The sequence below is a fragment of the Pseudonocardia sp. genome, assembly GCF_025965585.1.
Classification (GTDB): Bacteria; Actinomycetota; Actinomycetes; order Mycobacteriales; family Pseudonocardiaceae; genus Pseudonocardia.
In genome coordinates this window covers 1-7391 of sequence record NZ_JAOPWR010000056.1, presented here as the reverse complement: position 1 = coordinate 7391, position 7391 = coordinate 1, and the positions used below count along the sequence as shown (strand labels likewise).

At 69.7% G+C, this 7391-nt stretch carries 6 protein-coding genes; 1 reads left to right on the top strand and 5 read right to left on the bottom strand.

Going from position 1 to position 7391, the window contains the following annotated elements; all coding sequences use genetic code 11:
- Positions 1–285: TOBE domain-containing protein (locus tag JWR81_RS03420; RefSeq protein ID WP_297646472.1), on the top strand; the 285-nt coding region annotated here is incomplete at its 5' end.
- Positions 286–374: 89 nt separating this feature from the next.
- On the opposite strand, the gene JWR81_RS03415 is transcribed toward JWR81_RS03420, so the two are convergent.
- From JWR81_RS03415 to JWR81_RS03395, 5 genes are read right to left on the bottom strand one after another with little or no spacing between them, the layout of a single operon-like run.
- Positions 375–2549 carry a glycoside hydrolase family 2 protein gene (locus JWR81_RS03415; RefSeq protein WP_297646470.1) on the bottom strand — a complete coding sequence of 725 codons (2175 nt, stop codon included), beginning with the start codon at positions 2547–2549 and terminating at the stop codon, positions 375–377.
- The gene (locus tag JWR81_RS03410) at positions 2546–3409 is read right to left on the bottom strand and encodes a carbohydrate ABC transporter permease (protein WP_297646468.1); all 864 of its coding nucleotides are present in this window, start codon (positions 3407–3409) and stop codon (positions 2546–2548) included. The genes JWR81_RS03415 and JWR81_RS03410 overlap by 4 nt, the downstream gene beginning before the upstream one ends.
- Positions 3406–4350 carry a carbohydrate ABC transporter permease gene (locus JWR81_RS03405; protein WP_297646466.1) on the bottom strand — a complete coding sequence of 315 codons (945 nt, stop codon included), beginning with the start codon at positions 4348–4350 and terminating at the stop codon, positions 3406–3408. Before JWR81_RS03405 ends, JWR81_RS03410 begins: the two co-directional genes overlap by 4 nt.
- A 33-nt stretch (positions 4351–4383) precedes the next feature.
- The gene (locus tag JWR81_RS03400) at positions 4384–5739 is read right to left on the bottom strand and encodes an ABC transporter substrate-binding protein (RefSeq protein ID WP_297646464.1); all 1356 of its coding nucleotides are present in this window, start codon (positions 5737–5739) and stop codon (positions 4384–4386) included.
- Positions 5740–5779: 40 nt separating this feature from the next.
- Positions 5780–7327 (bottom strand): alpha-L-arabinofuranosidase C-terminal domain-containing protein, encoded by a 1548-nt coding sequence (locus JWR81_RS03395; protein ID WP_297646462.1) that lies wholly within the window; start codon positions 7325–7327, stop codon positions 5780–5782.
- Between the last annotated feature and the right edge of the window lie 64 nt (positions 7328–7391).

The following is a 7391-nucleotide window of genomic DNA, read 5'->3' as shown; positions in this document are numbered from 1 at the left end:
GCGCACTGCGCTCTCGGCGCCCTGGGGATCGACAGGTCGACCACGGACGGCCCGGTGACGGTGATGATCCGGCCCGAGCAGATCGCCATCGACGGCGGACCCGACGCGGTCACGGCACGCGTGCTCGACGTCGAGTTCCACGGCCACGACGCCGTCCTGCGACTCGCGCTCGCAGCTCCCTCCGCACCGACCGAGCTCACGGCCCGGTGCCCGAGCTACGCGCTTCCCGCCGTCGGCGAGCAGGTCGGCATCGTCGTGCGCGGCGGCGTCAGCGTGGAGTCATGACCCCCGACCGCACCGCCGACACAGAAACAGCATGAGTCACACAGGGGCACCATGAGACACAGAGGCGCCATGACTCGGACGAGCCGGGCTCAGGCCATGTCCCGCGCTCCGATCTCGTGGGACACCGTGCCCGGATATCCCTCCGGGGGAAGGTGGTCGACGAGGTCGTCGTACCGGTTGGTCGCCAGTGGGTCCGACCCCGCGCTCGTCAGGGAGAGCCACACCGCCGCCACCCCGTCCGGCGCCTGCTCCAGACACGCGGCACGCACCAGCCCGTCCGGCGGGATGTCGACCACGACGGCGCCGACGGCGCGCGTGCCGTCGCACCGCACGACGGTCCAGCTCGCCGTGGCGCCGGGCACGCCGTGCGCGAAGTCGTTCACCACCCACACCTCCAGTCCACCGGGTGCGGCCCGGAGCAGCACGGCCATCGGTTGCCCCACCTCCCGGAAGGCGCGATGGGCTCCGCCCCTGCCGTCGACCTTCGGACACCCCCAGTAGTCGTACGCGCCGTACCAGCTCTGCGGCGACACGTCGATCCACATGAACTGGACGTAGCCGCCGTTCGGCTGCCAGCGCTGCAGCCGGCACCGTTCGATGTAGAACTTCGTGAGGTGGTAGGCGTAGCTGTGGTGCTCCGCCGTCCGTTCGGGCGCGCGGCGGAGCGTCCGGTCCAGCGCCCTGCCGACGTCGCCGCGGGCCCGCGCAGGTGGTGCGTCCACCCCGAACTCCGTGAGCAGCCGGAACCGTGCGTCGCGGACCTCGGCGTAGGCACCGCCGGTCAGGGAGCCGGCGTAGACGTGCTCGTCACCGCTGGCCGGGTCGTCCGCGTCCCAGGAGTTCGCGATCGTGGGCCGCGTGGGGTCCTCGGCCGCCACCACTGCGACGAGATGGTGCGCGAGCCGTCGAGCGGCGTCGCGCGTCTCCTCGACGATGACACCGCCCTCGTTGACGCAGACCCACGCGACGACAGCGGGATGGTGGCGCAGCAGCCGGACCATCCCGCCGACCACGGTCGCGGCCCGCTCGACGTACTCGTCGCCGGCCGGGGTCACCCAGTTGACGTCCGAGTCCTGCACGACGAGCACCCCCAGCTCGTCGCATATCTCGTAGAAGACGGGCTGCTCGACGTGGACATGCACGCGGAGGCAGTTCATGCCCGCGGCCACCACCGCTTCGACGTCGCGCCGGTAGCGGCCCTCGTCCATGCTGCTCAGGTACAGGTCGGGGAAGTAGCTGGTGCCCCGCAGGTAGTAGGGCCGGCCGTTGACACGCAGGCACGTCCGCTCCGCGGAGCGCTCGAGCGACACCGTGCGGAAGCCGATCCTGTTCTCCTCGACGGCGAGCGTCACGCCCTGAGCGTCGAGCAGTTCGGCGACGACGTCGTACCGCTGTGGCGCCCCGCGGTCCCACGGCTGCCACACCTGGGGGTGGGTCACGGCCACGGCAGCAGCCAGCGCGGTGCGCCCCGGCGTCAGGTCCACACGCGACTCCGACACGACGGCATCCCCGGTCGACGACCGGACCGTCGTCCGTAGCCGCACGCCTTCGCGGGCCTGCGGCGACTCGACGTCCCACACGACCTCGACCTCGCCGTGCGCCAGGTCGTCGGACAGCACGGCGTCCGCCCGGAACCCGTGGGACCAGAGATCGCCGTACCCGAGCTCGAGGGTGACGGGCCGCCAGATCCCGACGGGGTTCACATCACGCGGGATGAGCCCGTCCATGTGCTCGTAGGTGCCCTTCACCAGCGCGCGCTCGACGCTGAAGGCACGCTGCGCCTCGGTGTCCGGGAACACGGCGGTGTCCCACGGCGACGAGACCCGCACGACCAGCACGTTGGCGCGGCCGTGCACCAGACGCCCCGCCACGTCGAACCCGAACGGCTCGAAGTACCCCTCGTGCTCGCCGAGGCACTGCCCGTTGAGCCACACGGTGGCGAAGTAGTCCACGCCCTCGAAGAGCAGCCGCGCGAACCGCGGCGGCGGACCCTCGACGGTGAACTCGAGCCGGTACCACCAGGCGTGGTCGTTGAAGCTCCGCAGGGCCCGGCCGCCGGCGTAGGGCTCGTCCGCGAGCAGCAGTTGCAGGTGGCCGAGCTCGGGGATCTCCTCCCACAGCGAGACCCCGTTCGCCGTCGTCGCGGCGAACTCCGGCGCGAAGATCCCGAGCCGCTCCCCGATGTCGTGGACGTCCTGCAGGACGCACCACCCGTCGCGCAGGTCGAGCCTGCATCGCTCCGCCGAGCTCACGTGTGCCGTCATCCCTTCAGGGATCCGGCGAGGATCCCGGCGATGAAGCGCTTCTGGAACACCAGGAAGATGACGATGATCGGCAGCGTGCCGAGGAACGAGCCGGCCATCAGGCTCCCGTAGTGCTGGTTGTAGGGCGAGATCAGTGCGGGCAGGCCGAGGCTCACGGTGAACATGGAGGAGCTCGTCACCGTGATCAACGGCCACAGGTAGTCGTTCCAGGAGGCGGTGAAGAACAGGATGCCCATCACCGCGATCGTCGGCTGCGACAGCGGCACGATGATCCGGCGGAAGATGGTCCACTCGCTCGCCCCGTCGATCCGGGCCGCCTCGATCAGCTCCGTCGGGATCGTGAGCATGTACTGCCGGGCGAGGAACACCCCGATCGCCTGGGCGGTGAACGGCAGGATCAGCGCCCAGTACGTGTCGGTCCAGCCGAGCGTCGTCATCATGTTGAACAGCGGGATGAGGATCACGTAGATCGGCAGCGTGAGCGTGCCGATGACCAGGCCGAACAGCAGCTTCTTGAAGCGGAACTCGAACTTGGCGAACGCGTATCCCGCGCTCAGGGACAACGCGATGGCCAGCAGCGTGCGCGCGAGGGCGATGATCCCGCTGTTGAGGAACCACCGCACGAAGCCGGTCTCGTCGACGAGGTAGGCGTAGTTGTCGAGATAGAGGCTTCTCGGGAACAGCCGGAACGGCACGCTGAAGATCGTGTCGTTCGGCATCAACGACGCGCTGATGACGTAGAGGAACGGCACGAGAGTCGCCGCCACCGCCGCGATCAGCCACGCGTTGCCGAGCACCCGCACCGCCAACGGGCCTCGCAGCCTGCGCTGGGCCATGGTCGTCACCTCCGGTGCGCTCATTGGTCGTCCGCCACGACGCGGTACAGGAACAGCTGGATGCCGGTGAGGGCCAGGGTGATGAGCGCGATGGCCCACCCGATCGCCGACGCGTAGCCCTGGTCGAACTGGACGAACCCCACCTGGTACAGGTAGATGCCCAGTGTGAGGGCGGCGTCGGACGGACCGCCGCCCGTGAGCAGCCACGGCAGCTCGAAGACCTGGAACGAGAAGATCGTCGCCTGCACCGCGACGAAGAGGATGGTGGGCCGCAGCAGCGGCACCGTGATCCGCCAGAACGTCGCGATGCGCCCGGCCCCGTCCAGAGCCGCGGCCTCATACAGCTCGGTCGGGATGTTCTGCAGTCCCCCGAGGAAGTAGAGGCTGTTCAGTCCGAGGTAGGTCCAGATGGCGATGAGCACGATGCTGGGCAGCACCGTCGACTCCGACTGGAGCCAGTTCAGCGGCTCCACCCCGACCACGCCCAGCACGGCGTTGGCCATGCCGAACCGCGGCTCCAGCAGGAAGCTGAACATGATCGCGATGACCACGAGCGACGTCACGTTGGGCAGGAACAGCGCGATCCGGTAGAAGCTGCGCATCCGCTCGGAGCGCAGCACGAACGACTGCAACGTCACCGCGAGCAGCAGCGCCAGCGGCGACAGGACGAACACCGTGCCGAGGGCGTACAGCGACGTGTTGAGCAGTGCGTGCCAGAACCGGTCGTCGGACAGCAGCGTCCGGAAGTTCTCCAGCCCGACGAAGACCGGGGATCCGAACCCCGACTTCTTGTACAGGCTCGTTTCCAGCGCCGAGACGATCGGGTAGAGCAGGAAGCACGCGTACACGACGAAGAACGGGAGCAGGAAGAGGTACGGGGCTGCTCTCCCCCGCACCCCGCCCGGCCTGGTTCGCGGTGCCACGCGCCGTTCCTCGCCCACGGGTGCGTCGATCTGGGCAGTCATCGAGCTCCTTCCGGTCGGTGCCGACGCGGTCCGCTACTTCAGGCGGTTCAGCTCGTCGCGGACCTGGCGGAGCGCCGAGGCCGGGTCCGCGCGGTTGTTGAGCACCGGCGTGATCGCCAGCCGGACGATGGCGTCGACGCCCTTGTACAGCTGGGGCGAGGTGTTCCACGGCGGGATCTGGTCGGCGATCTTCGAGTAGACCGCCCCGATGTTCTGACCGCCGTAGTAGGCGGTCGGCTCCTGCAGCCAGGGCTGTGCCAGCGCCGGCTTGTAGGTCGGGAGCACGCCGCGCTGGTCGTACTCGAAGCGGGACGAGTCGAGCGAGAAGTTGGTGAGCCGGACGATGTCCCAGCAGGCGTCGACGTTGCGGCTCTGGGCGGTGACCGCCTGTCCGGTGCCGCCGGCGAACGCGGTGGGCAGGCTCGCGCCGAGCCCGGTGGGCAGGTTCTGCATCCGCCACTTCCCGGCCTGGTCCGGCACGTTCTTCAGCAGCCCGGTGAAGAGCCAGGCGGGCCCGAAGATCGCCGCGTAGCGGTTGGCCTGGAACGCCGCCCAGTACTGCGGACCGTTGTAGATGTTGTTGGCATCGGCGGGAGCGATGTCGGCGATGCCGTGCGCGTGCACCAGGTCGCGCAGCCAGGTGAGGGCCTGGACGCCCTGTTCGCTGTCACCGGCGAAGGCCCCGGACTTGTCGAAGAACGTCCCGCCCATGACCTGGGTGATCATGTCCCAGTCGAAGACCGCGAGGTCGTGGACGCCGAACATCTTCATGGTGCCGGACGCGCTGACGGTCTTCCCGGCGGCGATCACGTCGTCCCAGGTCGCGAAGGGCGTCTTGATTCCCAGCGAGCGCATGACGTCGTCGCGGTAGGTGAGGGTGACGGCGTTGAGCTCCGTGCCGACCCCGTAGATCTTCCCCTGCCACGACCACGGGTCGACGGCCGCCGACCTGGCAAGCTCGTCCACCGACGCGCCGATCCGCCCGGTCAGGTCGAGGAACGGGACGCTGTTCCCCCCGATGAACTGCGGGAACCGCTGGATCTCGATGTCGGCCATGTCCGGGGCTCCTCGTCCGCTGACGAGGGCGGCGAGCAGCTTGTCGTGCATCTGGGCCCAGGTGAACTGCTGGAAGTCGACCCGGACGTCCGGGTGCAGCTGCTTGAACGCCGCCGACTCGACCACGTGCCGCGCGATCGCGACGCGGCCCTCGTCGAAGCTCCAGTACGTCAGATCCTTCGCGGCTCCGCCGGCCCCGCCCCCGGCCCCGCAGCCGGCGAGCGCGAGCGCCGCCGTGCCGGACGCCGCGAGCGTCACCCCGAGGAAGCTGCGTCTCGACAGGGCCCTGGACAGCGGATGGGAGGGAAGCCGGCCGTGCTCGGGTGCGCCCATGTCGGAACCTCTTCTCGTCGGGGGGCGGGGGATTCGGCGGTCAGGCGTTCCTGCGCCAGCCACCTCGGGCGCCGACGGACCACTCACCGGTGGCGACGGCGGGCGCGGTGTGGCTGCTGACCTCGCAGAACGTGATCGAGTGCGGCGGGAGCCAGGTCACGCCGTCCTCGAACGTGATCGTTTCCTTCTTCGGCTCGACCCGCCGAGGGGCCGCGACGCTGTTGTAGGCGTCGGGGTCGTCCCCGGCGAGGACCGTGCCGGGATGGGAACCGGTGAGAGGGCCGTCCCCGAGCTCCACCGCGCAGGACATCGGCTGCTCGGGATGCCGGTTGACCAGCACGAGCACGACCCGACTGCGCTCGGCGTCGCACGCGGCGATGCCGTCGACCACCGGGACGTCGGTGCCTCCGTGCGCCAGCGTGTCCGCCACGATCGAGCAGTCGGCGATCTCCGGCGGCAGCATCGTGGCGTACATGCTCATGACGTGGAACGTGGTGCGCCGCACCAGTCCGTCGGGGTGCACGTAGAGGGGCCCGCGCGCGTTGACCATCGGGGCGAGGTTGGCCATCCGCACCGTGTCGGCGTGACGCAGGCAGGAGTTGAGGAAGCCGGCCGAGAAGACGGCGTCGGCCATCGTGTAGGTCGAGTTCTCGTCGTTGCGGTCGCGGGCACCGATCGCCTCGGGCGACGAGCCCCACGGGTGGTGCCAGCCCCGCAGGTTCCACTCGTCGAAGGCGATGGCGACCCGGCCGTCGAGCCCGGCGGCGCCGATCACGTCCTCGACACGGCGGATGGCCGCCTCCGGCTGCAGCGACCGGCTCACGCACGTCAGGTAGTCGCTCGGCTCGTCCTCGTCCTGCAGGTCGTCCCAGTAGCCGTGGATGGAGACGTAGTCGAGGTACTGCCCGGCCGAGCGGAGCAGCGGCAACGTCCAGTCGAGGTCCGCCCGGGCGGCGGCGAGCAGCGAGATCGTCGGGTCGACACGGCGCATCATCTTGGCCGCCTCGGTGACCAGCCGCGCCCACTCCTCGGCGCCCTTGGCCCCCATCTCCCAGTGCCCGTAGTTCTCGTTCCCGATGCTCCAGTACGGCACCGCGTGCGGCTCGGGATGTCCGTTGGCGGTGCGCCTGCGCGCCCACCGTCCCGATTCCGGCAGGTTGCAGTACTCGACCCAGTCGCTCATCTCCTCGGCCGTGCCGGTGCCACCGTTGGTGCAGATGTAGGGGGTGGTGCCGACCGCGCGGCACCACTCGACGAACTCGTCGGTGCCGAAGGTGTTGGGGTCCTCGACCCGCCAGGCCTTGTCGTAGGAGGGCACCCGGTCCGGGCCGATGCCGTCGAGCCAGTGGTAGGCGGACACGAAGCAACCGCCGGGCCAGCGCACCACCTCGGGACGCATCTCCTGCAGCGCCTCGATCACGTCGGTGCGGAAGCCGCGCTCGTCGCTCAGCGGCGAGCCCGGGTCGAACAGTCCACCGTGGATCTGGCGGTGGAAGTGCTCGATGAAGTGCCCGAAGATCCCGCGGCTGTACTCGACCGCGGGTCGGTTGAGAGCCACGTGCATGCGGGCATTCACGGCGTCGCGCACAGAACCACCTTCGAGGGACGAGGCGGCGCGGCCGCCTGAGTGGACAGACATCGCGGCGGGCGAG